Below are 22,400 nucleotides of genomic sequence, written 5' to 3'. Positions count from 1 at the left end.
TCTCGTGGGTGCCGGAGTACGGGTCACTTGTTGACGTCTGCCGCGTCGAGGAAGGCGGGGCGCTCCCCTCCGCCGTGGACGTGCAGGCTCGCCCCGCTGATGTAGGTGGCCCGGTCGGAGGCGAGGAAGACGCAGGCGTCGCCGATGTCGGCGGGCGCGGCGAGGCGGCCGAGCGGGACGGTACGGCCCACGGCGGCGATGCCGTCCTCGTCCCCGTAGTGCAGGTGCGACAGTTCGGTACGGACCATGCCGGGGACGACCGTGTTGACCCGCACCCGCGGCGCCCACTCCACGGCCATCGAGCGGGCGAGGCTGTCCAGGCCCGCCTTGGCCGCGCCGTACGCCGCGGTGCCGGGTGAGGGGCGGGTTCCGCTGACGCTGCCGATCATCACGATCGACCCGCCCCGCTGCTGACCGCGCATCACCTCGTACGCGGCGAGCGACGCGGTGAGGGGGGCGAGGAGGTTCAGCTCCACGACCCGGGCGTGCCGTGCGGCCCCGCCCTCGCCGAGCAGCCGGAAGGGGGTGCCCCCGGCGTTGTTGACGAGGGTGTCGAGGCGCCCGTACTCGTCCCGCACCCGCTCGAAGAAGGCGCCGACCGCGTCGGTGTCGCGCAGTTCGACGGGGAGGAAGCGAGCCGTCCGGCCGGCCGCCTCGACCGGCGCCTGCGGGGGCCGGCGCGCGCAGGTCACGACGTCCGCGCCGGCCTCCAGGAACGCCCGGGCGATGCCGGCGCCCACGCCCCGGGTGCCGCCGGTGACCACCGTGACGCGTCCGGTGAGATCGATGACCGCCGCCAAAGGGCACCTCCCGCAGCGCGCGCTCCGCTGCTACCTTCATGCCTAACAAACGTTTGGTGGAAAGGTAGCTGATCCGCTCATGGGTGTCTCCACCTCCGCCCCCGAAGACGGGGTCGCCGTCGTCACCGTGGACTTCCCGCCGGTCAACGCCCTTCCCGTGCGGGGCTGGTCCGACCTGGCCGCCGCCGTGCGCGCCGCCGGCGCCGACCGGAAGGTCCGGTGCGTGGTGCTCGCCGCCGAGGGCCGCGGCTTCAACGCCGGCGTCGACATCAAGGAGATGCAGCGCACGGCCGGGCACACGGCCCTCGTCGGTGCCAACCGCGGTTGCTACGACGCGTTCGCCGCGGTGTACGACTGCGAGGTCCCGGTGGTCGCCGCCGTACAGGGCTTCTGTCTGGGCGGCGGTATCGGGCTGGTGGGAAACGCCGACGCGATCGTCGCCGCCGACGACGCGGTCTTCGGCCTGCCCGAACTGGACCGGGGCGCCCTGGGCGCGGCCACCCATCTCGCCCGGCTGGTGCCCCAGCACCTGATGCGGGCCCTGTACTACACCTCGCGCACCGTCACCGCCGAGGAGCTGCACCGGCACGGCTCGGTGTGGCGGGTGGTCCCGCGTGCCCAACTCCGCGAGGCGGCGGGGGAGTTGGCACGGGAGATCGCCGCCAAGGACGGGTCCCTGATCCGCCTGGCCAAGGCTGCGATCAACGGCATCGACCCGGTCGACGTGCGCCGCAGCTACCGCTTCGAGCAGGGCTTCACCTTCGAGGCCAACCTCACCGGCGTCGCCGACCGCGTCCGCGACACCTTCGGCGAGGCCCGGGAGTCCGTCGGCACGGACCAGGAGCAGCGGTCATGAGCAGGGACAAGACGATGACCGTCGAGGAGGTCGTCGGCCGGCTGGACAGCGGCATGACGATCGGCATCGGCGGCTGGGGTTCGCGGCGCAAGCCGATGGCACTGGTGCGGGCGCTGCTGCGCTCGGACCTCACCGACCTGACCGTCGTCTCCTGCGGCGGCCCGGACGTCGGCCTGCTCGCGGCGGCGGGAAAGATCCGCACGCTGGTCGCGGCCTTCGCCACCCTCGACTCCATCCCCCTGGAGCCGCACTTCACGGCGGCCCGGCAGCGGGGCGCGCCGGAGCTGGTGGAACTGGACGAGGCCATGGTCATGTGGGGGCTCACCGCGGCCGCGCACCGGCTGCCCTTCCTGCCGGTCCGGGCCGGTCTCGGATCCGACGTGATGACGGTCAACCCCCGGCTGCGGACGGTGCGTTCGCCGTACGAGGACGGCGAGGAACTCGTCGCCGTACCCGCCCTGCGCCTGGACGCGGCGCTGGTGCACCTCAACCGGGCGGACGTGCACGGCAACGCCCAGTACCTGGGCCCGGATCCCTACTTCGACGACCTGTTCTGCGAGGCCGCCGACGCCGCCTACGTCTCCTGCGAGCGGATCGTGGACAGCGCCGACCTGCTCAAGGACGCCGGGCCGCAGACCCTGCTGGTCAAGCGCGCGTTCGTGACCGGCGTCGTGGAGACACCGAACGGCGCCCACTTCACCTCCTGCGTCCCCGACCACGACCGTGACGAGGCGTTCCAGCGGGCCTACGCACGGGCGGCCCGGGACCCGCAGGCCTGGCGGGCCTTCGCCGAGCGGTTCCTGTCCGGCGACGAGGACGCGTACCAGGCCGCGGTGACGGCGTTCCACGAGGAGGCCCCACATGAGTGACCGCCGTACGGCGACGAGGGCGACGCGCGCCGAGTACTGCGTGGTGGCCTGCGCCGAGGCCTGGCGTGGCGCGGGCGAGGTGCTGGCGAGCCCGATGGGGACCGTCCCGACGATCGGTGCCCGGCTGGCGAGGCTCACCTTCTCCCCCGACCTGCTGCTGACCGACGGCGAGGCACTGCTGATCGGTGACGTCCCGGCGGTCGGCGCCCGGCCCGGGGTGGTCGAGGGCTGGCTGCCCTTCCGGCAGCACCTGGCCCTGGTCGCGACCGGGCGGCGGCACGTGATGATGGGCGCGAGCCAGCTCGACCGGTACGGCAACCAGAACATCTCCTGCATCGGCGACTGGGCCAGGCCCACCCGGCAGTTGCTGGGTGTGCGCGGCGCTCCCGCCAACACCCTGAACAATCCGACCAGTTACTGGGTGCCGCGGCACTCGACGCGGGTGTTCGTCGAGCGGGTGGACATGGTGTGCGGCGTGGGCTACGACCGTGCCGCGGCGGCCGGTCCCGCCGCGTCCCGGTACCACCACATCGCGGACGTCGTCAGCGACCTGGGCGTCTTCGACTTCCGGACGCCCGAGCGGACGATGCGGCTGCGCTCGCTGCACCCGGGGGTCACGGTCGAGCAGGTCGTCGAGGCCACCGGCTTCCCGCTGACGGTCCCGGACGAGGTGCCGTACACCCGCGAACCCACGGACGCGGAGCTGCGGCTGATCCGCGAGGTCATCGACCCGGGGGCGCTGCGCGACCGCGAGGTGCCCGCGTGACCGGCATCGCGATCGCCACCCCGCTGACCGAGCTCGTCGGGGTACGGCACCCGATCGTGCAGACCGGCATGGGATGGGTGGCCGGTCCCCGTCTGGTGTCGGCCACCGCCCGGGCCGGCGCCCTCGGGATCCTCGCCTCGGCCACCATGACGACGGAGCAGTTGCGCGCGGCCGTCCGTGAGGTCAAGTCCCGTACCGACGCGCCCTTCGGGGTCAATCTGCGGGCCGACGCCTCGGACGCGGCCGAACGGGTGCGGATCATCATCGAGGAGGGGGTGCGGGTCGCCTCGTTCGCGCTCGCGCCCTCCCGGGAGCTGATCGCCCGGCTGAAGGACGCCGGCGTGGTGGTCATCCCGTCCATCGGGGCCCGGCGGCACGCGGAGAAGGTCGCCGCGTGGGGCGCCGACGCGGTGGTGGTGCAGGGCGGGGAGGGCGGCGGGCACACCGGGAAGGTCGCCACCACGGTCCTGCTTCCCCAGGTGGTCGACGCGGTCGGCATCCCGGTCGTCGCGGCCGGCGGTTTCCACGACGGCCGCGGCCTGGTCGCCGCCCTCGCCTACGGTGCCGCGGGGATCGCCATGGGCACCCGCTTCCTGCTCACCTCCGACAGCACCGTCCCCGACGCGGTCAAGGCCCGGTACCTGGCGGCCACGGTGGACGACGTGACCGTCACGACCAGGGTCGACGGGCTCCCCCACCGGATGCTGCGCACCGAACTGGTCGACTCCCTGGAACGCTCGGGCCGGGCGACGGCGCTGCTGCGCGCCGTACGTCACGCGGCGTCCTTCAAAGCGCTGTCCGGCACGAGCTGGGCGCGGATGGTCCGGGACGGCCTGGCCATGCGGCACGGCAAGGAGCTGACCTGGAGTCAGGTCCTGCTGGCCGCCAACACCCCCATGCTGCTGAGGGCGTCGATGGTCGAGGGCCGGACCGACCTCGGTGTGATGGCCTCCGGGCAGGTCGCCGGTCTGATCCACGACCTGCCGTCCTGCGCCGGGCTCGTGGACCGGATCATGACGGAGGCCGGGGCCGTCCTCCGCGGGCTGCCGTCGGCCGAGTAGCACTGTCCCGGCGCGCTCGATCGGGCAATGTCCCGCCGGCCTCGCCGTGGCCGGCGCGGTGAGGTCACGAACCCCGCCGCCTGCGCACGGCCACAGACGGCGGGGGAGCGGCGGGTCAGAGCCGCTCGACGATGGTGACGTTGGCCTGGCCGCCGCCCTCGCACATGGTCTGCAGGCCGTAGCGTCCGCCGGTGCGCTCCAGCTCGTGCAGCAGCGTGGTCATGAGCTTGGTGCCGGTGGCGCCCAGCGGGTGGCCGAGGGCGATGGCGCCGCCGTTGACGTTGACCTTCTCCGGATCCGCGCCGGTCTCCTTCAGCCAGGCGAGCACCACGGAGGCGAAGGCCTCGTTGATCTCCACGAGGTCGATGTCATCGAGGGTCATCCCGGCCTTCTTCAGAGCGTACGCGGTGGCCGGGATCGGCGCGGACAGCATCCGGATGGGGTCCTCGCCGCGCACCGAGAGATGGTGGACGCGGGCGCGGGGCGTCAGACCATGTTCCCGCACGGCTCGTTCACTCGCGATCAGCAGGGCGGAGGCGCCGTCGGAGACCTGGGAGGAGACGGCGGCCGTCAGCCGGCCGCCCTCGACCACCGGCTTCAGCGCCGCCATCTTCTCCGGCGTGGTGTCGCGGCGGGGCCCCTCGTCGCGGGTCACCTCCCCGTAGGGGGCGAGTTCGCGGTCGAAGCGGCCCTCGTCGATGGCGCGGACGGCCCGTTGGTGGGAGCGGAGCGCGAACTCCTCCATGTCCCGGCGGGAGATGCCCCACTTGTCGGCGATCATCTCGGCGCCGGCGAACTGGTTGACCGGCCGGTCGCCGTAGCGGGCCCGCCAGCCCTCGGAGCCGGCGAAGGGGCCCTGGGTGAGCCCCAGGGGCTCGGCCGCCTGGCGGGTGGCGAAGGCGATCGGGATCATCGACATGTTCTGCACCCCGCCCGCGACCACCAGGTCCTGGGTGCCGGAGAGCACCGCCTGCGCGGCGAAGTGCAGGGCCTGCTGGGAGGAGCCGCACTGGCGGTCCACGGTCACCCCCGGCACCTCCTCGGGCAGCCCGGCGGCCAGCCAGCAGGTACGGGCGATGTCGCCGGCCTGCGGGCCGACGGTGTCCAGGCAGCCGAGGACGACGTCCTCGACGGCGGCTGGGTCGACGCCCGAGCGCTCCATCAGCGCCCTCAGCACATGGGCGCCGAGATCGGCCGGGTGGACGGCGGCCAGCCCGCCGCCGCGCCTGCCGACCGGCGTGCGAACCGCTTCGACGATGTATGCCTCGGCCATGGCCCCTCCTTGGGGGATCGGTGATGTCTGCGGTCTCATGCGCGGCGTCGCGGTGCCCTCCGGCACCGTCGACGGGCACGGGCGGGCGATCTCCTGCGTGCGGTGCCGTCCGTCCGGCCGGTCCCAGGACGCGGCGACCCCACGGTGTCGCGCGCGAAGCGGCAGATGAGCCGGACGCCGAGCCCGGCACGGAAGAGCTCGACGGCCGTCCTGTGCTCCGGCGTTCCCGGCCACCCCTGCTCGAACCGGATCTGCGCGTCGGCGGGGGGACACGCGTGTCCCAGGCGCTGTCCCCGGGACCACGCCCGCAGGCGAGGACGGCCGCTGCCCGCGCGTGTCCGGGCGGCGGCCCGGATCCGGCGGCCGGTGGTGGCGGTGCGGCCCTGCCCGGCGGACACCCCGGCTGCGGCCGCGGCAGTTCCTCGCGCCGCTCGGGCGAGGGCCCCCCGGCGGTCGTCCCGCTGCTCATGCTGCACCGTCGTCCCGGACGCCCGCAGGCGAGGACGGCCGCTGCCCGCGCGTGTCCGGGCGGCGGCCCGGATCCGGCGGCCGGTGGTGGCGGTGCGGCCCTGCCCGGCAGACACCCCGGCTGCGGCCGCGGCAGTTCCTCGCGCCGCTCGGGCGAGGACCCCGCGGCGGTCGTCCCGCTGCTCATGCTGCACCGTCGTCCCGGACGCCCGCAGGCGAGGACGGCCGCTGCCCGCGCGTGTCCGGGCGGCGGCCGGATCCGGCGGCCGGTGGTGGCGGTGCGGCCCTGCCCGGCGGACACCCCGGCTGCGGCCGCGGCAGTTCCTCGCGCCGCTCGGGCGAGGACCCCGCGGCGGTCGTCCCGCTGCTCATGCTGCACCGTCGTCCCGGCTCAGGCCTGCTGGCTGCTGACGGACAGGACCTCCCCGGTCAGGTACGAGGAGTAGCCGCTGGCCAGGAAGACGATGACGTTGGCGACCTCCCACGGCTCGGCCCAGCGGCCGAAGGCCTCGCGGGCGGTCAGTTCCCGCAGCAGCTCCGGCGTGGTGACCTTCACCAGGTGCGGGTGCATGGCGAGGCTGGGCGAGACGGCGTTCACCCGCACCCCGTACTCCGCGGCCTCCACGGCGGCGCAGCGGGTGAGGGCCATGACCCCGGCCTTGGCGGCGGCGTAGTGCGCCTGGCCCCGCTGCGCCCGCCAGCCGATCACCGAGGCGTTGTTGACGACGACGCCCCCGGCGCCCGCCGCCTTCATCCGGCGCAGCGCGGCGCGGGTGCAGCGGAAGGTGCCGGTGAGGGTGACGTCGAGGACCTTGTCCCACTGAGCGTCGGTCATCTCGACCAGGTCGGCGGTGCCGCCGAGTCCGGCGTTGTTCACGACGACGTCCAGGCACCCGTGCCGCTCCACCGCGAAGTCGAAGAGCGCGGCGACCTGGTCCTCGTCGGTGACGTCGCAGGGCAGTGCCGCGACGCGGTCCGCCCCGAACTCCGCGGCCAGCGCCGCCTCCGACTCCTTCAGCCTGCGGGCGTGGGCGTCGGAGAGCAGGACGCGGGCACCTTCCTCCAGCAGCCGACGGGCGGTCGCACCGCCGATGCCGGCGCCCGCGGCGGCGGTGACCACGGCGGTACGGCCCTGGAGGAGGGCGTGACCCGGAACATAGGGCGGCGGGGGGATGCTCACGGGCGGGCCTCCTTCGGCAGGCCGAGGACGCGCTCGGCGGTGGTCGTACGGCGAGTCCGGACGGAGCCGGCGCGGTTGGCGTCGGCGCAGTCGGCGTCGGCGCGGGAGATGGGGAACAGCCGCTGCCCGCCGGTCGGTCCGGCCGCCGCGATGCCGTCCGGCATGCGCAGGACGTCGAAGCCGCCGGCGTGGTCCGGCGGGGCCGGTGCGCTCGCGGCCCGGCCGCCGTACTCGCCCGGCCGGCCCGCACAGGCCCGGCCCGCGGCCGCCAAGTCCCACTCGTGGACGAGGCGTTGCGTATCGGCCTGGGCGCCACGACCGGGGCCGTCGCGTCCGGGGAGAACGGCCGGCTCGCCGGTCGGAGCGGCCCGCAGCCGGCCGCGGACCTCGCTGCGGGGCTCCTCGACGCTGCTCATGGGCGGCTCCGGAGGGCTCTCGACGCCTGATGGGCCGTACGTTAACCTACCAAACACTTGTTAGGGAAGGAGGGCGGATGTCGCACGCCATGCAGCGGACCGGTGCCGAGGAGGGGGGCGGCTGATGGACCTCGACTTCTCCGCCGCGGACGACGCCTTCCGCGCCGAGGCACGGGCCTGGCTCGCCGGTCATGTGCCCGGCACCCCCCTGCCCTCGCTGGAGACGGCAGAGGGGTTCGCGGCCCACCGGGACTGGGAGCGCACCCTGTTCGCCGACCGCTGGTCGGTGGTCTCCTGGCCCGATGAGTACGGCGGCCGGGGCGCCTCCCTCCTCCAGTGGCTGATCTTCGAGGAGGAGTACTACGCGGCCGGTGCGCCCGGCCGGGTCAGCCAGAACGGCATCAACCTCCTCGCGCCCACCCTCTTCGAGCACGGGACACCGCAGCAGTGCGCGCGCGTCCTGCCGCCCATGGCGAGCGGCGAGGTGATCTGGGCCCAGGCCTGGTCCGAGCCGGAGTCGGGCTCCGACCTGGCCTCGCTGCGCTCCACGGCCGTGCGCACGGCCGGCGGCTGGCGCCTGAGCGGCCAGAAGACCTGGTCGTCGCGGGCGGCGTTCGCCGACCGCGCGTTCGGACTGTTCCGCAGCGACCCCCACGCCGACCGGCCCCACCAGGGACTGACGTACCTGATGTTCCCGCTGGACGCGGAGGGGGTGACGGTGCGGCCCATCCGCCGGCTCGACGGCAAGCCCGCCTTCGCCGAGATCTTCCTCGACGAGGTCTTCGTGCCCGACGAGGACGTGATCGGCGAGCCCGGGCAGGGCTGGCGGGTGGCGATGAGCACGGCGGGCAGCGAACGCGGGCTCACCCTGCGCAGCCCCGGCCGCTTCACGGCCGCCGCCGACCGGCTCACTGCCCTGTGGCGCTCGGTCGCCGACCCCTGCGACACCGCGCTGCGCGACCGGGTGGCCGATGCGGTGATCGGCACCCGCGCCTACCGGCTGTTCGCCTACGCGGCCGCCTCGCGCCTGGCGGCGGGAGACTCGATCGGGGCGGAGTCGAGCCTCAACAAGGTGTTCTGGTCCGAACTGGACATCGCTCTGCACGAGACCGCCCTCGACCTGCTCGGCCCCTACGGCGACCTCGCCGACGACGCCGCGGACGCGCCCGCGCACGGCGGCTGGGCCGAGGGGTACGTCTTCTCCCTGGCCGGTCCCATCTACGCGGGCACCAACGAGATCCAGCGCGACATCATCGCCGAGCGGCTGCTCGGCCTGCCGAAGGGACGCCGGTGATGCGCTTCCTCCTGGACGCCGAGCAGCGCGACTTCGCCCGCTCACTGGACGCCATGCTGAGGGCGGCGGGCACACCGGACGTCGTACGGACCTGGGCGGCCGGGGACACCGGGCCCGGCCGCGCCCTGTGGGCCAGGCTGGCCGAGGCCGGGGTGTTCGCGCTCGGGACACCGGAGCGTTACGACGGATTGGGTGCGCGACCGGTCGAACTTGCCGTGGCCTTCTTGGAGTTGGGCCGCCACGCGGTGCCGGGACCGCTGGTGGAGACGGTCGCGGCGGCGGCCCTGCTGGACCGGCTGGGCGACGCGGCGTCGGCCGCGGCCTGGCTGCCGGGGATCGCCGCCGGCAAGGTCGTCGCCTCGCTGTGCCTGCTCTCCCCCGGCAGTCCCTACGCCCTGGACGCGGACGCCGCCGACGCGGTGTTCGTCGTCGAGGGCGACACCCTGCGCCTGGCCCGGGCGCACGGCCCCGTACAGCACTCGCTGGACCCGGCGCGGCGGCCGGCCCGCCCGCTCGGCGGCGGCGTACTGGCCCAGGGGCCGGCCGTCGCCGCGGCGGCCGCGCACGCAGCCGAGCTCGCGGCGCTCACCACCGCAGCGCAGGCCCTCGGGCTGGGCCGCGCCCTGCTGGACCGCACCGTCGAACACGTCCGGCGGCGCAAGCAGTTCGGGGTCGCCGTCGGCTCCTTCCAGGCGGTCAAGCACCGGCTGGCCGACACCCTCGTCGCCCTGGAGTTCGCCCAGCCGCTGGTCCACGCCGCCGCGCTGGCGCTGGAGCGGGGCGGCGACGGGCGCGGAAGCGATATCGCCGCGGCGAAGGTCTCCGCCTGCGAGGCGGCGTACGCCGCGGCGCGCACCGCCCTGCACCTGCACGGCGCCCTCGGCTACACCGAGGAACTGGACCTGTCCCTGTGGATCCGCAAGGCCCGCGCGCTGCGCACCTCCTGGGGCACACCGTCGGCCTGCCGGGCCCGGGTGCTCGCGCCGGGTCAGTGATTGGGTTCCGCCCTGCTGATCTCCGCCAGCGCCGAGTGCGGGTCCTCGGCGGCCGCCAGGTCACCGAGGCTGACGAACCCGACCGGGCAGCCGCCGTGTTCCACGACCGGGAGCCGGCGCAGCCCGTGCCTTCGCATGAGCTCGACCGCGCGGTCCGTGGTGTCCTCGGGTGTCACGGTCAGCACCGGCGGCCGGCTGCACACCGTGCCGGCCGTGGTGGTGTGCGGGTCCAGTCCCTCGGCGAGCGTCCGCACCACGATGTCGCGGTCGGTGAGCACACCGAACAGATCGCAGTCGTAGGCGACCAGGACGTCACCGATGTCGTGCTCCCGCATGAGGAACGCCGCCCGTTCCACCGTGGTCATCGGTTCCACCGCCACCGCGCCGGGCGACATCACGTCACGTATCCGCCGTGTCATCGGGCACCTCCGGCTCCGAGAAGGGTGAGGCGTACGGCCTCGCCCGCCCGCGTAGCCCGGGACGGCTCGGGCAAACCGGCAGACATGGCGCCGCCGGGCCCGGCGAGTGACGATGGAACCCGAGGGGGGAGCCGGAGAAGGGATCTTGGCGGCCATGGTGGGTGACATCAGCGACGAGCTGCGCGCACGACGCGAGGGCGAGAACGGTCACCGCTCGATGCCGCACACGGCGGACACGCGGCTGCAGGCCTGGGGCGCCACCCGGGAACAGTGTCTGACCGAGGCCGTACGCGCCATGGTCGAGGCCTTCGCCGATGTGTCCGAGGCCCACCCCGCCACCATGGAGCGGGTCCGTCTGGCCCCCGGCGACGACGCGGACCTGCTGGTCGCGCTGCTGGACGAGGTGGTCTACCGGCTGGAGGTGGCGGGCCGGATCCCCGTCGACGTGGAAGCGGAGCCCACCGACGACGGTGGACTGGAGGTACGGCTGTCGCTCGCCCGCCTCGCGGACGTCACCGTCATCGGTGCCGCGCCCAAGGGTGTCTCCTGGCAGGAGCTGCACATCGGCCCGGACGCGTACGGCTGGTCCTGCACGGTGATCGTGGACGTGTGACCACACACACGCGCGCGCCCATCGCCGTAACCCCCGTCCGCCGGCCACCGGCGGTCAGCCCTTCACCACCCCGAGCGGCACCAGCCGGGCGACCTTCCGGCACAGCCCCGCCCCCTCGCTCGCGGCGACGACGGCGTCGACGTCCTTGTACGCCTCCGGTGTCTCCTCGGTCAGGCCGCGCCAGGACTTCGGGCGCGCGGCGATGCCGGCGTGCCGCAGCCGGGTGCGCAGCTCGCTGCCGGTGATGCTGCGCGCGGCCTGGTGGCGGCTCATGGTGCGGCCGGCACCGTGGCAGGTGGAGTGGAAGGCGTCGCCCCGGTCCACGCCGGCCAGCACGTACGACGCCGTCCCGAGGGTGCCGGGGATCAGTACCGGCTGCCCGAACCCGCTTATGTCGTCGGGCAGTTCGGGATGGCCGGGCGGGAAGGCGCGGGTGGCGCCCTTGCGGTGGACGCACAGCCGGCGCCGCTGTCCGTCCACCGGGTGGGTCTCGATCTTGGCGAGGTTGTGGGAGACGTCGTACACCAGCGACAGCCGGGCTCCGGCCGCGCGCCGGAACACACCCCGCGCGGCGTCGGACAGCAACTGCCGGTTCGCCCGGCCGTAGTTGGCGGCGGCGGCCATCGCCCCGAGATAGGCCTGCCCCTCGGGCGAGTCGACCGGCGTACAGGCGAGCTGCCGGTCGGGCACGGAGATGCCGTAGCGGGCCATGGCGCGGTCCATGAGCCGCACATGGTCGGTGCAGATCTGGTGCCCCAGCCCACGCGAGCCACAGTGGATCATCACGCACACCTGACCCGGCCGGATCCCGAAGGCGGCCGCGGCCGGGCCGTCGTACACCTCGGCCACCTGCTGCACCTCCAGGAAGTGGTTGGCGGAGCCCAGGCTGCCCACCTGGCCGAGGCCCCGCTCCCGGGCCCGCGGGCCCACCTGGTTCACGTCGGCGTCGGCGACCGCGCCGCCGTCCTCGCAGCGCAGCAGGTCGCGTTCCTCCCCGTGGCCCCGCTCCACGGCGTAGCGGGAGCCCTCGGCCAGCAGTCGCTCCAGCTCCCCGGGGCCGTCCGGCCGCCATACGCCGCCGGGCCCGGCGCCCCGCGGGATCGCCCGGTCGAGGCCGTCCATCACCGCGGTCAGCGCGGGCCGGAGCGTCTCGCCGTCGCAGTCGGCGGCCAGCAGCCGCACCCCGCAGGAGATGTCGAAGCCGACACCGCCCGGGGAGACCACCCCGCCGGCGTCCACGTCGGTGGCGGCGACCCCGCCGATGGGGAAGCCGTACCCCCAGTGGATGTCCGGCATGGCGTAGGAGGCGGCGACGATACCGGGCAGGGTGGCCACGTGCACGACCTGCTCCAGGGACTGCTCGGCGTCCCGGAGCAGCTGCCGGGACGCGAACACGATCCCGGGCACCCGCATGCCGGCGTGCGGCTCGATGCGGTAGCGGAAGGAACGTTCCTCGATCAACTCCATCGCGGCCTCCGCTCCGGTTCGGCGTACCCCGGGGTCACTGCCCGTGCAGCGCGGCGAGCACGTCGTCGTCCGTCAGCTGCTCGAAGTCCTCGTACCACTCCCCCACGGCCAGGAACACGGTCGGCCGCTGCAGGCAGAGCACCTCGTCGGCCTCGCCGCGCAGCAGCTCGGCCGCCTGCGGCGAACACACCGGCACCGCGAGCACCACCCGCTCCGGCGCCTGGCGGCGCAGCCAGCGCAGCGCCGCCCGCGCGGTCGCCCCGGTGGCCACCCCGTCGTCCACCAGGATGACGGTACGGTCCCGCAGCTCGGGCGCGGGACGGCCCTGCCGGTACCGCTCCTCCCGGCGGTGCAGCTCCGCCCGTTCCCGCTCCACCACCTCGTCCAGGGCCGCCTCCTCCAGGCCGAGTTCGTCCAGGGTCCGCTCGTCGAACAGCGGGGGGTCGTCACCCGCGAGCGCCCCGACACCCAGCTCCTCCTGGAAGGGTGCGCCGATCTTGCGCGCGACCAGCACGTCGAGCGGCGCCTCCAGCGCCCGCGCCACCTCGCGGGCCACCGTCACCCCGCCGCGCGGCAGGGCCAGCACGACCGGATGCGTCAGCGCCCCCGCCTCCTGCCGGATGCGCAGCCGCTCGGCCAGCTCCCGGCCGGCGTGGACGCGATCATGAAACCGCATGCCCAGTCGACTCCTTCCACACCTCCGCCGGGCTCGTCCCCGGGCCGCGGCGTGCGGTCGTACGACGGCTCGCGCCCGGCAGGTGCTCCTGCTCGCACCCGGACAACCGGACGGACACGGGGCACCTCCCTCCGGCGCCCCGGCCGGGTACCCGGACCGCACCGCCACGACACGGGACACGCCCGCATGTCCGCGGCCCGGTGCCGGGTGACGAGCGGCACCGATCGCGGCGGTGTCCGGCAGCCGCGCGCGGAAGCGACGAGTATGGAACGGAGGAGCTGAGCGATGGCACGCATTCTCGTCGACGGGGACGACGTGGTCGTACGCCTGCCGTGGTGGCAACGGGCAGCGGCCCGGCGCGGTCACGTGCGGGTGCCGCTGGCTGCGGTGTGCCGGGTGACGGTCGAGGCCGACTGGTGGCGCGCCCTGCGCGGGGCCCGGCAGCGCGGCACCTGGGTTCCGGGCGGCTGGTCCGTCGGCACGCGCGGCCATCCCGGCGGCACGGACTTCGTGGCCCTGCGGCCCGGGAGGCCGGTCGTGGTCGTCGAACTGCGGCCCTCGGCCCCCTTCCGGCTCCTCGCCGTGTCCGTCGCGGACGACGACGAGGCGCGGGGCACGGCTCTGCGGCTCGGCCGGGCCGCCCCGAGGATCGACACCTCCACGCGCTATCGGCAGCCGGTTCCGGTACGCGGAGAGACCGACGACGGGAGTGCTCCTGCTGCCCTGCCCCGGTAGGTCTCCGCCGCCCAGGTCTGTCGTCACCGGCCACGCAGGGCGTGCAGCAGGTGGTCGCGGACGCGGATCACGTCCGGGTTGTCGGGGACGCCCGGGCGCTGGACCAGGTAGGCGGTGTTGATCGGGGCGTCGTCGGGCTCGTGCAGGACGACGAGGGCTCCGGAGGCGAGCTCGTCGGCGCACAGATAGCGGGGCAGCACGGTGAAGCCCGCGCCGGCCACGACCGCGGCCTTCACTCCGCGCAGGTCCGGCACCGTGACGGCGGCGGGGCAGGAGAGCCGGCGACCGAAGACATGACGCCAGTAGCGGCGGGCGATGGGCAGGTCCTCCGCGTATGTCACCAGCGGAACCGAGTGCAGGACCGAGGGGCCCTCGGTGGCGAGCGGCTCCTTCACCCGCTCGGCCCACACGGGAGCCGCGACCAGCACGAACTCCTCGTCCGCCAGCGGCACCGCGGACAGTGTCCGGCCCTGGGGGCGGAGCGTGGCGATCACCAGGTCGTGGCGGCCCGCCCGTAGCTCCTCGAGCAGTGCGTCGGTCAGCCCCGCCGCCACCCGCAGCCGCACCCCGTCCGCCACGAGCGGCGCCAGCACCGGCAGCACGCCGGTGCACAGGAACTCGGCGGGGCCGGCGAGGTGCACCGGATCGGCCGTACGGCCCTCCGTCGCGTCCGGGCCGGAAACGGCGGCGAGCAGGTCCAGCCCCGGGGCGACCCGTACCGCGAGTTCGTCGGCCACGGCGGTCGGCGCGACCCCTCGCGGCAGCCGCTCGAACAGCTCCCGTCCCGTCTGCCGCTCCAGGGCGCGCATCTGTGTCGTCACCGTGGGCTGCGACAGCCCCAGCAGCTGCGCGGCACCGGTGAACGAACCCGATCGGTACACCGCCAGGAACGTGCGCAGCAGGTTCAGGTCGAGATCGCTCACGCATCAAAGGTAGCCATAGAAGTTCCAATGCCTGGCATTGGAGTCCTCATTGGAAACACATGGCTCGGGGTCCTAGGTTCGAGGACGATCTCTCCAACTCCCCCGAAAGAAGCACCATGTCGAAGATCCTCTTCGTGATGACCGGCGTCGACCACTGGACGCTGGCCGACGGCACCAAGCACCCGACCGGTTTCTGGGCCGAGGAGGCCGTCGCCCCGTACGAGGCGTTCAGGGCAGCCGGTCACGAGATCGTCGTCGCCACGCCCGGCGGCGTCGTCCCGACCGTCGACCGCGGCAGCCTCGCGCCCGAGGTCAACGGCGGACAGGAGGGCGCGGACAGGATCGCCGCCGCCCTCGCCTCCATCGGCGAGATCAAGACCCCGGTCCGGCTGGAGGACGTCCGCCTGGACGACTACGACGCCGTCTTCTACCCGGGCGGCCACGGCCCCATGGAGGACCTCGCCGTCAATGCCGTCTCCGGCCGGCTCCTCATCGACACGCTCGGCTCGGGCAAACCGCTGGGTGTGGTCTGCCACGCCCCGGCCGCGCTGCTCGCCGCCGAGCGGGGCGACGGTTCCAACGCCTTCGCCGGTTACCGGGTGGCCGCGTTCACCAACGCCGAGGAGACGCAGGCGGGCTTCGCCGACAAGGCCAGGTGGCTGCTGCAGACGCGGCTCGAGGAGGCGGGCGTCGACGTCCAGGTCGGCGAGCCGTGGGCGCCCAACGTGGTCGTCGACCGCAACCTGATCACCGGACAGAACCCCGCCTCCTCCGCCCCGCTCGCCGCGGAACTGCTGAGGAAACTGGGCTGAACCGCCGCAGCGGGCGATGCCCCGTCACTCCATGGCCCCTCGCGCGCCCGGGCCCGGACGCCGTGCGCGAGGGCCGAGTACGGAGGTCAGCGCCGTGGCCGTCGCGGAGGCGTCCGTGTGCACGATCCCCGCGAGACCCGCGCGTTCGGCCGCGGTGATGTTCTGCTCCAGGTCGTCCACCATCACCGCGTCCTCCGGGCGGACGCCCAGCCGTTCGCAGGCGATCTCGTAGGCCCGGCGCGAGGGCTTGCGGACGCCCACCTCTCCCGAGATGGTGACGGCGTCGAACATGACCGGCAGGTCGAACCCGGCGTAGCAGTCGTCACCGAGCGAGTTGGACAGCAGACCGACCCGGTACCCTGCCTCGCGCACCCGCGCGACCAGATCGATCATGGCGTGGTCGGGCTCCAGCGCGCGCTGGATCCGGCGGACGATGCCCGGCTCCGCGGGGTCGATCGCCACTCCGTGGGCGCGGAGCCGCTCGGCGAAGCCCTGTTCGAACTCCAGCTCGCCGATCCGGCCTTCCTCGTGCGCCACGAGCAGGGCGCCGCTCACCTTGTCCCTGGCCAGCAGCCGCAGCGGCAGCCGCGGGTCGCAGCCCAGCTCGGTCCCCAGCTGCTCGAAGGCCGCGTGCACGCTGGTGGTGAGCACACCGCCGAAGTCGAACAGGACGGCGCTGCGGGTACCGGGCGTCGTGTCCGCGCCCCGGCCGAAGAGATGCATCGTCCCTCTCCCTGTATATTTGAATCCAACGTCAGGTTCAATACTTATAACCTCCCGTCGACCAGGGCAGTTGGTCGAGGGTGATCAGCCGATGGGCGGTGCGGTGGCACATGACGACGAAGGCTTCACTCGCGGACTGGGAGCGCCTCGAGGCACGTGAGGTCGCCACGAACGGCATCACCCTGCGCGTCTTCGAGCACGGCGAGCAGCGGCCCGGCACACCGCCGGTCGTGCTGTGCCACGGGTTTCCCGAGCTCGCCTTCTCCTGGCGGCACCAGGTCTTCGCCCTGGCCCAGGCCGGCTACCGGGTCCTCGCGCCCGACATGCGCGGTTACGGAGGGAGCTCACGGCCTCGGGAGGTCGAGGCCTACGACGTGCTGAGCCTGTGCGGGGACCTCGCGGGCCTCCTGGACGACGTGGGCGCCGAGGACGCGGTCTTCGTGGGACACGACTGGGGAGCCAACGTCGTATGGCACATGGCCTGGCTGCATCCCGCACGGGTGCGGGCCGTGGCCGGCCTGAGCGTGCCCGTCACCCCGCGCTCCCCCGTCGCGCCGCTGCCCGTCCTCCGTTCGCGTCTGGGCGACGACTTCTACATGGTGTGGTTCCAGGAGCCCGGAGCCGCGGACGAGGCGCTGGCGCGGAACGTCCGCAGGACGCTCGTCGCACGCGAGGTCTACTCCGCCGAGTGGGCGTCCCGCGACGAGGCGGAACTCGCGCCCCCGCCGTGGCTCGACGAGGACGAACTGGCCTATTACGTCAGGACGTTCGAGGCGACCGGCTTCACGGGCGGCCTCAACTACTACCGCAACATGGACCGCAACTGGGCGCTGACCCGCGACCTGGAGGGCCGTCCCCTCACGCAGCCGTCCCTCTTCCTCACCGGCTCCCGGGATCCCGTCGCCAGGTTCATGCCCGCGCAGCGCCTCGGTGACGTCCTCACCGACCTGCGCGAGCACGTCGTCCTGGAGGGCGCCGGCCACTGGGTCCAGCAGGAGCGCCCCGAGGAGGTCAACGCCGCGCTCCTCCGCTTCCTCGGCTCGCTGGACCTGGGACGGTGAAGCCGGCGCCGCACCCGGGCAAGGGCCGCCGGGCCCCGGCTCATGACGGACCCCGGGAACCGCTCGCCCCGCGCAGCCGGCGGGGCGAGCGCACGCGAAACGCGCTCATCGCCGCGGCGCGCGAGGTCTTCGAGCGCGACGGTTATCTCGACGCCCGGATCACCGACATCACCGCGGCCGCCCATGTCGCGTCCGGCTCGTTCTACACCTACTTCACCGACAAAGAGGATGTCTTCCGGGCGCTCGTCGCCATGGTGCAGGAGGAGATGCTCCATCCGCACCTGCGCGAGCGCACCGGCATCACCGACACCCGGCAGCTCATCGACGCGGCCAACCGTGACTATCTGCGCTCGTACAAGAAGAACGCGCGCCTGATGGCCCTCTTCGAGCAGGTCGCGCACATCGACGACAGCTTCCTGGCGCTGCGGGTCGAACGCGGCAACGCCTTCGCGCGGCGCAACGCCAGGATGATCCGCGCCCTGCAGGACAGCGGCGAGGCCGACCCCACTCTCGATCCGCTGGTGACGGCCCACGCCCTGTCCGGCATGGTGAGCCGCATGGCCTACAGCGTGTTCGTGCTCGGGCAGCGGATCCCCTTCGAACGGCTGGTGACGACGCTCAACAAGATCTGGGAGAACGCGCTGCAGCTGAAACCGGCGGACGACGCTTAGGCGGCCCGCCGCCGCACCGGCTGCTCGGCGACATCCCGGCCGACGCCTCAGTACTTCTTCGCGCCGGCCGTGATCGCCTGCCGGATGCGGTGGTAGGTGCCGCACCGGCAGACGTTGCGGATCTCGTCCAGGTCGGCCTCGGTGATCTCCCGGCCCTCCGCGCGGGCCTGGCGGACCTTGGCGACGGCGGTCATGATCTGACCGGGCTGGCAGTAGCCGCACTGCGCGACGTCGTACTCCAGCCAGGCCTCCTGCATCGGATGCAGGTCACGGCCGACGGTGGCGGGCAGGCCCTCGATGGTGGTGATCTCGTCATCGGCGCCGATGTCCTTCACCGGCACCGAACAGGGGTTGAAGGCCTTGCCGTTGATGTGGCTGGTGCAGGCCTGGCAGACGCCGAGGCCGCAGCCGTACTTCGGTCCGGTGACACCGAGGACGTCTCTGAGCACCCACAGCAGCCGGACGTCGTCCTCGACGTCGACGGACACCCGCTTGCCGTTGAGGATGAAGGTGTGTTCGGGCACATGGTCTCCTAGAAGGCGCGGTCGAGTCCGTCGGTGGGGGACGCGGGGATCGGCGGCGTGGTGGGCAGCGGCTCGAAGCCGAGCGGTCCGGCGTGGTTGACCGGGAAGTCCGTCGGCATGGTGCCGGTGGCCCGGCCGTAGGCGCAGGCCACCGCAGCGGCCGCACCCGCCACGGCCAGCTCGCCCGCGCCTCCGGGCTGCCCGGTGGCCGGCGGCATGACGACGATCTCCAGCTCGGGCGGGGTGTTCCACTGCCGGGTGTAGAAGTAGTGGTCCCAACTCCCCTCCAGGAAGTGGCCGCCCGCGAGATGGAGGCCGGAGGTGAGGGTGATCGCGATGCCGTCCATGATGCCGCCCATCATCTGCGCCTCGAGTCCTCGCGGGTTGACCGCCAGACCCACGTCGACGGCGCACACCACCTTGGTGACACGCGGTCCGGTGCAGGCGTCGCGGATCGTGCGGCCGGTGGTCTCCGGCCGGCAGTCGATCTCGGCGAGGACGGCGACGTACGCGTGATACTCGGGATGGAGCGCGATGCCCTGTGCCGTGCCAGCGGGCATGCTCCGGCCCCATTGCCCGACGTCGGCCACCTTGTCGAGGACGGCCCGCGCCCGCTCCTCCTTGAGGAACTCCCGGCGGAACCGGTACGGGTCCTTGCCCATCCGCTTCGCCAGCTCGTCCACGACCAGTTCCTGCGCACAGCGCACGTTGGGCGAGTAGATGTTGCGCATGGAGCCGGTGTGGAATCCCTTGTCGGTCTCGCCGAGCACCTGGGTGACGACGCCGAAGTGGTACGGCGTCTGCTGACTGAGCGCGAAGATCGTCTCGGAGAAGGTCAGATCGCCGACGGGCAGCCGTGCGGCCTCCGCGGTGATGATCTCACCGACACCGTGGCCGAAGTCGGTGGCCACGGAGGTGTGCCGCTGGTCGTAGGTGAGCACCTGGCCGAGCGCGTAGGTGGCGCGCACGCGCGAGGTGGCCATCGGGTGCGTGCGGCCCTGCCGGAAGTCGTCGGTGCGGTGCCACATCACCTTGACCGGCTTGCCCATCGCCTTCGAGATCTCGGCGGCCTCGGCGGCGGCGTCATGGAAGAGCTTTCGGCCGAAGGAGCCGCCGCCCTCGGTGACATGGACCTTCACTGCGCCGGCCGGCAGTCCCAGCTTCAGCGCGATCTGCTCCTGGGCGGTGATCGGGGACTTCAGGCTTCCCCAGATCTCGGCCGAGTCCTCCCGTACGTCGGCGATGGCGCAGTTGGTCTCCAGCGCGCTGTTGCTCGCGAAGTGGAAGGTGAACCGGGCGTCGACCGACTTGCTCAGCAGGTCCGGTGCGGGAAGCGGGACTTCCGCCTTGCGGAGTTCGTCGCGGACGGTGTCGTCGCTCTTCCCCTCGGCCGTTCCGGGACCCCAGGAGACCTTCAGCGCGCGCACGGCGTCGATGCACTGCCCGAACGTGCGGCCACGGACGGCGACGCCGGTCGAGACGGCCACGACGTCGGTGATGCCGGGCATCGCCCGCACCGCGGCGAGGTTCTCCACCGAGCGCACGGTGCCGTTGATCGCCGGCGGCCGGCACACCATGGTCGGCAGGGCGTCGGGGACGTGCAGGTCCATGGCGAACTTCTTGCGCCCGGTCACCGCTTCCCGCGCGTCGACACGCCCCTGCGGGGTGCCGATGACCTCGAAGTCGGCGGCCTCCTTCAGTGCGACGGAGACCTGACTGGTCGTCATGGCCGCCGCCTTTTCAGCGAGTTCGCCGTACGTGAGACTGCGTCCGGTGGCCGACGAGGTGATGACCCCGGCCTTGGCGGTCAGGGTGTCCAGAGCCTCCCCGAGTTCCAGGGCCGCCGCCCGCATCAGCCGGCCCCGGGCCACCGCGGCGGCCACCCGGATCGGTGTGAAGGTCGAGATCGTGGTGTTGGAGCCACCGGTGAGCTGGTTGAACAGCAGCTCCGGCCGCGCGTCCGCGAGCGTGACCCGGATCCGCTCCAGCGGCAGGTCCAGTTCCTCGGCGATCAGCATGGCGCTGGAGGTCGTGATGCCCTGCCCGACCTCCGCCCGGGGCAGCGCGAAGGAGGCCGTGCCGTCGCTGTCGAGCCGGATCGTGATCAGGTTCGCCGTCGGCAGTGCCGCGTCGGTGAGCATGTCGTTGAGGTCGTAGATCTCCGCCGGACCCGGCACGGAGGGGACGACCGCCATCGCCCCGTCCGGCGCGAGCGCCACCTCACCGAGTTCGGCGGCCACGGTCAGCGTCGAGGCGGCCAGCACATACCCGAGGAATCGCCGCCGCCCCATCCCGGCCGTTCCGGGTACACCGTCCATACGGTCTCCTTCGATCCGCCACGAGTTGTGCACATGCCCGATCCGTGCGGTCACGGTGGGACGCGCCGCCGGTGATTCCACCGCCCGCCACCGGTTTCGGCCATAGGCGGGGGGCGGGAAAAGGCGGCGCCGGCCTGTGCCGGCGCACAGTTCCGCCGGACTACACTGCGCCCGTGACGACGCAGCCGAGGGCCGACGACCGGTTCGTCCGACTGGTCGGCCGCCTGCTGGCCGAGGTGGACCGGCTCGCGGAGGACCTCACCGACGAGATCCTCGGAGGCGAGCACGCGTACACCGAGAGCACGCTGCTCGGCCGGGAACAGCTGCGCGCTGTGGTGCGCGACAACCTGACCACGATGTTCGCGGCGCTGCAGGGGCGGCCGACGACGCTTCAGGCGCCGCGCGCCGCCGGGCGGCTGAAGGCCGCACAGGGCATCCCGCTGGCCGCACTGCTGCATGCCTACCGGCTGGCCGGCCGCTTCGTCTGGGACCGGCTGCTCGCGGCCGCCGTGGACGAGGAGAGCACGGTCCAGCTGCTGCACATGGCCTCCGGCATCTGGGCGGCCATCGACGACTACTCCAGTGCGGCCGCCGACGCCTACCGGGCCACCCTCGAGGAGCAGTCGCGTCGCGACACCACGGCCCGGAGCATGATGCTCACCACCCTGCTCGACGGCAGGGCCGGCACCAGTGCGAGCGCATGGGAGATCGCACGGGTCCTGGACCTCGACCGGCAGGGCCCCTTTCTGGTGGTCTGCGCCGAGGTCCACGACGGGGTGGAGCCACTGCCCAGCGTGCGAAGCCGCCTGCGGGCCGCCGGCATCGGCTCCGAGTGGATCCAGCCGATAGGGGCCTGGGTGGGTCTGCTGTCCCTCCCCCACGAACAGGCCGTCGCGCATGCCGTCGACCGGCTGTCCGACCTCGCGCTGACCCGGGTCGGGGTCAGCCGCGCGTTCACCTCGCCCGTGAACGCCCCGGCGGCCTGGCGGCAGGCCCAACTGGCCGTCCAGTGCCTGCCCCACGGAACGGGCGGCACCCATCTGTACGGCAGCGCGCCGGTATCGCTCCTGGCGGCCGCCTCCCCCGACATGGCGCGGGAAGTCGCCCGGACGGTCCTCGGCCCCTTGCTCGCCCTGCACCCGCGGGAACAGGCCACCCTGCTGGACACCCTGCAGGCCTGGTTCACCGCCGGCGGATCGACGACGGCGGCGGCCGGCCGGCTGCACTGCCACCGGAACACGGTCCTGTACCGCCTCAACCGCGTCGCCGAACTGACCGGCCGCCGCACCACCGACGCCGCGTCCGCCGCCGAGCTCTACATCGCCCTCGAAGCCGTACGCCTGAGCGGCCGGCCGGGGTCACCCGCGCCGCACTGACCGGTCCGGCGCCCGGTGACGCGGCCGCACCCCCCTGTCTCAAGATCGCCGGTAACGGGAGGCGGGGCGTGCGGCCGCTTCTACGATCGGTTACCCGCGTGCTC

23 protein-coding genes are annotated in these 22,400 nt (G+C 73.4%); 12 read left to right on the top strand and 11 right to left on the bottom strand.

Features of this window, described 5'->3' with window-relative positions; translation table 11 throughout:
• Positions 1 to 23: 23 nt before the first annotated feature.
• Positions 24 to 800, bottom strand: a complete 777-nt coding sequence (locus FB563_RS39590) for an SDR family oxidoreductase (protein ID WP_055709144.1) — start codon at positions 798 to 800, stop codon at positions 24 to 26.
• Positions 801 to 879: 79 nt separating this feature from the next.
• On the opposite strand from FB563_RS39590, the gene FB563_RS39585 reads away from it, so the two are divergent.
• Genes FB563_RS39585 through FB563_RS39570 form a run of 4 tightly spaced genes read left to right on the top strand, consistent with a single transcriptional unit; the run spans position 880 to position 4,352 of the window.
• Positions 880 to 1,656: an enoyl-CoA hydratase family protein gene (locus FB563_RS39585; protein ID WP_055709145.1), complete on the top strand. Its 777-nt coding sequence runs from the start codon at positions 880 to 882 to the stop codon at positions 1,654 to 1,656.
• Positions 1,653 to 2,525 (top strand): CoA transferase subunit A, encoded by an 873-nt coding sequence (locus tag FB563_RS39580; RefSeq protein ID WP_055709146.1) that lies wholly within the window; start codon positions 1,653 to 1,655, stop codon positions 2,523 to 2,525. Before FB563_RS39585 ends, FB563_RS39580 begins: the two co-directional genes overlap by 4 nt.
• The gene (locus FB563_RS39575; RefSeq protein WP_055709147.1) at positions 2,518 to 3,291 is read left to right on the top strand and encodes a CoA-transferase subunit beta; all 774 of its coding nucleotides are present in this window, start codon (positions 2,518 to 2,520) and stop codon (positions 3,289 to 3,291) included. The genes FB563_RS39580 and FB563_RS39575 overlap by 8 nt, the downstream gene beginning before the upstream one ends.
• 11 nt (positions 3,292 to 3,302) lie before the next feature.
• Positions 3,303 to 4,352 carry an NAD(P)H-dependent flavin oxidoreductase gene (locus FB563_RS39570; protein WP_055709171.1) on the top strand — a complete coding sequence of 350 codons (1,050 nt, stop codon included), beginning with the start codon at positions 3,303 to 3,305 and terminating at the stop codon, positions 4,350 to 4,352.
• A gap of 115 nt (positions 4,353 to 4,467) precedes the next feature.
• Here FB563_RS39570 and FB563_RS39565 read toward each other — a convergent pair whose 3' ends face one another.
• The 3 genes from FB563_RS39565 to FB563_RS39555 all read right to left on the bottom strand — a co-directional run bounded on the left by FB563_RS39565 (position 4,468) and on the right by FB563_RS39555 (position 7,689).
• A complete protein-coding gene (locus tag FB563_RS39565; protein WP_055709148.1) occupies positions 4,468 to 5,625 on the bottom strand; it encodes an acetyl-CoA C-acetyltransferase in 1,158 nt (385 codons plus the stop codon).
• An 859-nt stretch (positions 5,626 to 6,484) separates the two neighbouring features.
• A complete protein-coding gene (locus tag FB563_RS39560) occupies positions 6,485 to 7,267 on the bottom strand; it encodes an SDR family oxidoreductase (protein WP_107100759.1) in 783 nt (260 codons plus the stop codon).
• A 2-nt stretch (positions 7,268 to 7,269) separates the two neighbouring features.
• Positions 7,270 to 7,689: a hypothetical protein gene (locus FB563_RS39555; protein WP_055709150.1), complete on the bottom strand. Its 420-nt coding sequence runs from the start codon at positions 7,687 to 7,689 to the stop codon at positions 7,270 to 7,272.
• 124 nt (positions 7,690 to 7,813) lie between these two features.
• On the opposite strand from FB563_RS39555, the gene FB563_RS39550 reads away from it, so the two are divergent.
• Entirely contained in the window at positions 7,814 to 8,983 is a 1,170-nt protein-coding gene (locus FB563_RS39550; protein WP_055709151.1) for an acyl-CoA dehydrogenase family protein, read from the top strand.
• On the top strand, positions 8,983 to 9,978 hold the full coding sequence (locus tag FB563_RS39545) for an acyl-CoA dehydrogenase family protein (RefSeq protein WP_055709152.1): 996 nt from the start codon (positions 8,983 to 8,985) through the stop codon (positions 9,976 to 9,978). The genes FB563_RS39550 and FB563_RS39545 overlap by 1 nt, the downstream gene beginning before the upstream one ends.
• Here FB563_RS39545 and FB563_RS39540 read toward each other — a convergent pair.
• Complete coding sequence (locus FB563_RS39540) at positions 9,972 to 10,397, bottom strand: CBS domain-containing protein (RefSeq protein ID WP_055709153.1); 426 nt, start codon at positions 10,395 to 10,397, stop codon at positions 9,972 to 9,974. The two genes, FB563_RS39545 and FB563_RS39540, sit on opposite strands and share 7 nt — an antisense overlap.
• A 154-nt stretch (positions 10,398 to 10,551) precedes the next feature.
• On the opposite strand from FB563_RS39540, the gene FB563_RS39535 reads away from it, so the two are divergent.
• Positions 10,552 to 11,010, top strand: coding sequence for an archease (locus FB563_RS39535; protein ID WP_055709154.1), 459 nt, complete (start codon positions 10,552 to 10,554; stop codon positions 11,008 to 11,010).
• A gap of 54 nt (positions 11,011 to 11,064) precedes the next feature.
• Here FB563_RS39535 and FB563_RS39530 read toward each other — a convergent pair whose 3' ends face one another.
• On the bottom strand, positions 11,065 to 12,477 hold the full coding sequence (locus FB563_RS39530; protein ID WP_055709155.1) for an RtcB family protein: 1,413 nt from the start codon (positions 12,475 to 12,477) through the stop codon (positions 11,065 to 11,067).
• 34 nt (positions 12,478 to 12,511) lie between these two features.
• Entirely contained in the window at positions 12,512 to 13,153 is a 642-nt protein-coding gene (locus FB563_RS39525) for a phosphoribosyltransferase (RefSeq protein WP_055709156.1), read from the bottom strand.
• A gap of 285 nt (positions 13,154 to 13,438) precedes the next feature.
• Here FB563_RS39525 and FB563_RS39520 point away from each other — a divergent pair, with 285 nt between their 5' ends.
• Positions 13,439 to 13,888 carry a hypothetical protein gene (locus FB563_RS39520; RefSeq protein WP_063797141.1) on the top strand — a complete coding sequence of 150 codons (450 nt, stop codon included), beginning with the start codon at positions 13,439 to 13,441 and terminating at the stop codon, positions 13,886 to 13,888.
• A gap of 23 nt (positions 13,889 to 13,911) precedes the next feature.
• On the opposite strand, the gene FB563_RS39515 is transcribed toward FB563_RS39520, so the two are convergent.
• Entirely contained in the window at positions 13,912 to 14,811 is a 900-nt protein-coding gene (locus FB563_RS39515) for a LysR family transcriptional regulator (RefSeq protein WP_055709157.1), read from the bottom strand.
• A 116-nt stretch (positions 14,812 to 14,927) separates the two neighbouring features.
• On the opposite strand from FB563_RS39515, the gene FB563_RS39510 reads away from it, so the two are divergent.
• The gene (locus FB563_RS39510) at positions 14,928 to 15,623 is read left to right on the top strand and encodes a type 1 glutamine amidotransferase domain-containing protein (protein WP_055709158.1); all 696 of its coding nucleotides are present in this window, start codon (positions 14,928 to 14,930) and stop codon (positions 15,621 to 15,623) included.
• Between the two features lie 24 nt (positions 15,624 to 15,647).
• Here the strand turns inward: FB563_RS39510 and FB563_RS39505 are convergent, their stop codons facing one another.
• Positions 15,648 to 16,346: an HAD family hydrolase gene (locus FB563_RS39505; protein WP_055709159.1), complete on the bottom strand. Its 699-nt coding sequence runs from the start codon at positions 16,344 to 16,346 to the stop codon at positions 15,648 to 15,650.
• A gap of 110 nt (positions 16,347 to 16,456) precedes the next feature.
• Between FB563_RS39505 and FB563_RS39500 the strand changes: the two genes are divergently transcribed.
• Positions 16,457 to 17,407: an alpha/beta fold hydrolase gene (locus tag FB563_RS39500; protein WP_055709160.1), complete on the top strand. Its 951-nt coding sequence runs from the start codon at positions 16,457 to 16,459 to the stop codon at positions 17,405 to 17,407.
• The gene (locus tag FB563_RS39495; RefSeq protein WP_079049021.1) at positions 17,404 to 18,078 is read left to right on the top strand and encodes a TetR/AcrR family transcriptional regulator; all 675 of its coding nucleotides are present in this window, start codon (positions 17,404 to 17,406) and stop codon (positions 18,076 to 18,078) included. The genes FB563_RS39500 and FB563_RS39495 overlap by 4 nt, the downstream gene beginning before the upstream one ends.
• Positions 18,079 to 18,125: 47 nt before the next feature.
• On the opposite strand, the gene FB563_RS39490 is transcribed toward FB563_RS39495, so the two are convergent.
• Together FB563_RS39490 and FB563_RS39485 are read right to left on the bottom strand one after the other, a co-directional pair.
• Positions 18,126 to 18,602 carry a (2Fe-2S)-binding protein gene (locus FB563_RS39490; RefSeq protein WP_055709161.1) on the bottom strand — a complete coding sequence of 159 codons (477 nt, stop codon included), beginning with the start codon at positions 18,600 to 18,602 and terminating at the stop codon, positions 18,126 to 18,128.
• 8 nt (positions 18,603 to 18,610) lie between these two features.
• Positions 18,611 to 20,920 (bottom strand): molybdopterin cofactor-binding domain-containing protein, encoded by a 2,310-nt coding sequence (locus tag FB563_RS39485; protein WP_055709162.1) that lies wholly within the window; start codon positions 20,918 to 20,920, stop codon positions 18,611 to 18,613.
• 173 nt (positions 20,921 to 21,093) lie between these two features.
• Between FB563_RS39485 and FB563_RS39480 the strand changes: the two genes are divergently transcribed.
• Positions 21,094 to 22,296, top strand: a complete 1,203-nt coding sequence (locus FB563_RS39480; RefSeq protein WP_055709163.1) for a PucR family transcriptional regulator — start codon at positions 21,094 to 21,096, stop codon at positions 22,294 to 22,296.
• The last annotated feature ends 104 nt before the right edge of the window (positions 22,297 to 22,400 follow it).

It is taken from the genome of Streptomyces puniciscabiei (assembly GCF_006715785.1).
Lineage (GTDB): Bacteria > Actinomycetota > Actinomycetes > Streptomycetales > Streptomycetaceae > Streptomyces > Streptomyces puniciscabiei.
The sequence above is the reverse complement of the archived record's forward strand: the minus strand, read 5'-3'. Positions and strand labels throughout refer to the sequence as shown.